This is a genomic window from Sutterella seckii (assembly GCF_009183815.1).
GTDB lineage: Bacteria > Pseudomonadota > Gammaproteobacteria > Burkholderiales > Burkholderiaceae_F > Sutterella > Sutterella seckii.
On record NZ_WEHX01000183.1, the window covers coordinates 1 to 1,427 of the forward strand.

Sequence of the window (1,427 nt, forward strand, 5' to 3'; positions counted from 1 at the left end):
CGTCAACCACAACCTTAAGTCGACGGGAAAGTCGAACGCCGTCAATCACCTTTTCAACATACGGCGTAACGGCATCAACACGTTCGATAGAGCCTGGTGAAACGGCAGTGAGCCAGACCTCGCGTTCAATTCGTTCACGAACGTTTTGAATTTGATCGGCAAAGAGTGTGACACCGGCCACCATCATTTTGAGACCGTTGTACTCCGGCGGATTGTGCGACCCGGTGACTGCAACACCCGTGCCGCAATCAAAGTACTTGGTTGCGTAATAGAGAACGGGAGTGGGTACAGCCCCGACATCCAGAACGTCCATGCCTGTCGAGGCAATGCCTTCCACCAGAGCGTTCTGAAGCCGCTCGCCGGTCAGCCGACCGTCACGGCCCACACAGAAGCGCCCGGCGCCTCTGTCAAGCGCCAAGCTGCCGAGAACCCGACCGACCGCGCGAACGGCGTCCTCCGTGAGCGTGTGGTCAACAACGCCACGTATGTCGTAGGCTTTGAAAATTGAGGCGTCGATTTTCATCGTTTTTCTCCTTTTCTAAAAGCTGGTCAATCTGCTGCGATCGTGAATCCACGCTTACGAGCAAAGTGAACCGTAGCGTTAATGAAGCCCTGCTTGGAACCGCAATCAAAGCGTCGACCCTCAAACCGATATGCCGAGCAATGCACGTCCGCAAGAGAAGCCGCAATGGCATCGGTGAGCTGAATTTCGCCGCCTGCACCGGGCTTCTGTTTAGCAAGGTACTCGAAGATCGATGGTTCGAAAACGTATCGGCCAATCACGGCTTCCGTTGAAGGTGCAACAGCTGGATCGGGCTTTTCAACGATGCCCGACACGTCGAATCGGCGTTCGTCAACAGTTGCGGATGCGGACACAATGCCGTAGCGCTTGGTGTGTTCGCGGGGAACCTGCTGAACTGCCAATACATTGCCGCCGCCAGCACGTTCGCGGGCTTCAACAAGCTGCTTGGTGACGGAGACGTCCGCGTCCACAAGGTCGTCGGCGAGGATGACGGCAAAGGGCTCGTTGCCAACAACAGGGCGTGCGCACAGAACGGCATGACCGAGTCCGAGCGGCTGCGGCTGACGAATGTAGACGCACGTAACACCAGCGGGAACGATCGAGCGGAGCGTATCGAGAAGCTCCTTTTTGCCCTTATCCTCGAGTTCGCGCTCAAGTTCCGGTCGGTTGTCAAAATGATCTTCAATGGCCCGCTTGGTGCGACCAGTAACGAAGATCATTTCGGTGATGCCGGCTGCTGCCGCTTCTTCAACTGCATATTGAATCAGCGGTTTGTCGACGACTGGAAGCATTTCTTTCGGCATTGCTTTAGGGGACTTCCATAAAATAAATGCCTGTAAATTCTGAAAATTTCAGAGTTTACAGGCATGAAAAATGGGTGTTTTGTGTTATAATTGAATTTGCG

General features: G+C 54.4%; 2 pseudogenes. Both read right to left on the reverse strand.

From position 1 onward, the window contains the following. Nucleotides 1–523: pseudogene (locus tag GBM95_RS11690) on the reverse strand (phosphomannomutase/phosphoglucomutase); the annotation flags it as partial. A 26-nt stretch (nucleotides 524–549) separates the two neighbouring features. Beyond that, nucleotides 550–1,332 (reverse strand): annotated as a pseudogene (locus GBM95_RS11695) (UTP--glucose-1-phosphate uridylyltransferase); the annotation flags it as partial. Between the last annotated feature and the right edge of the window lie 95 nt (nucleotides 1,333–1,427).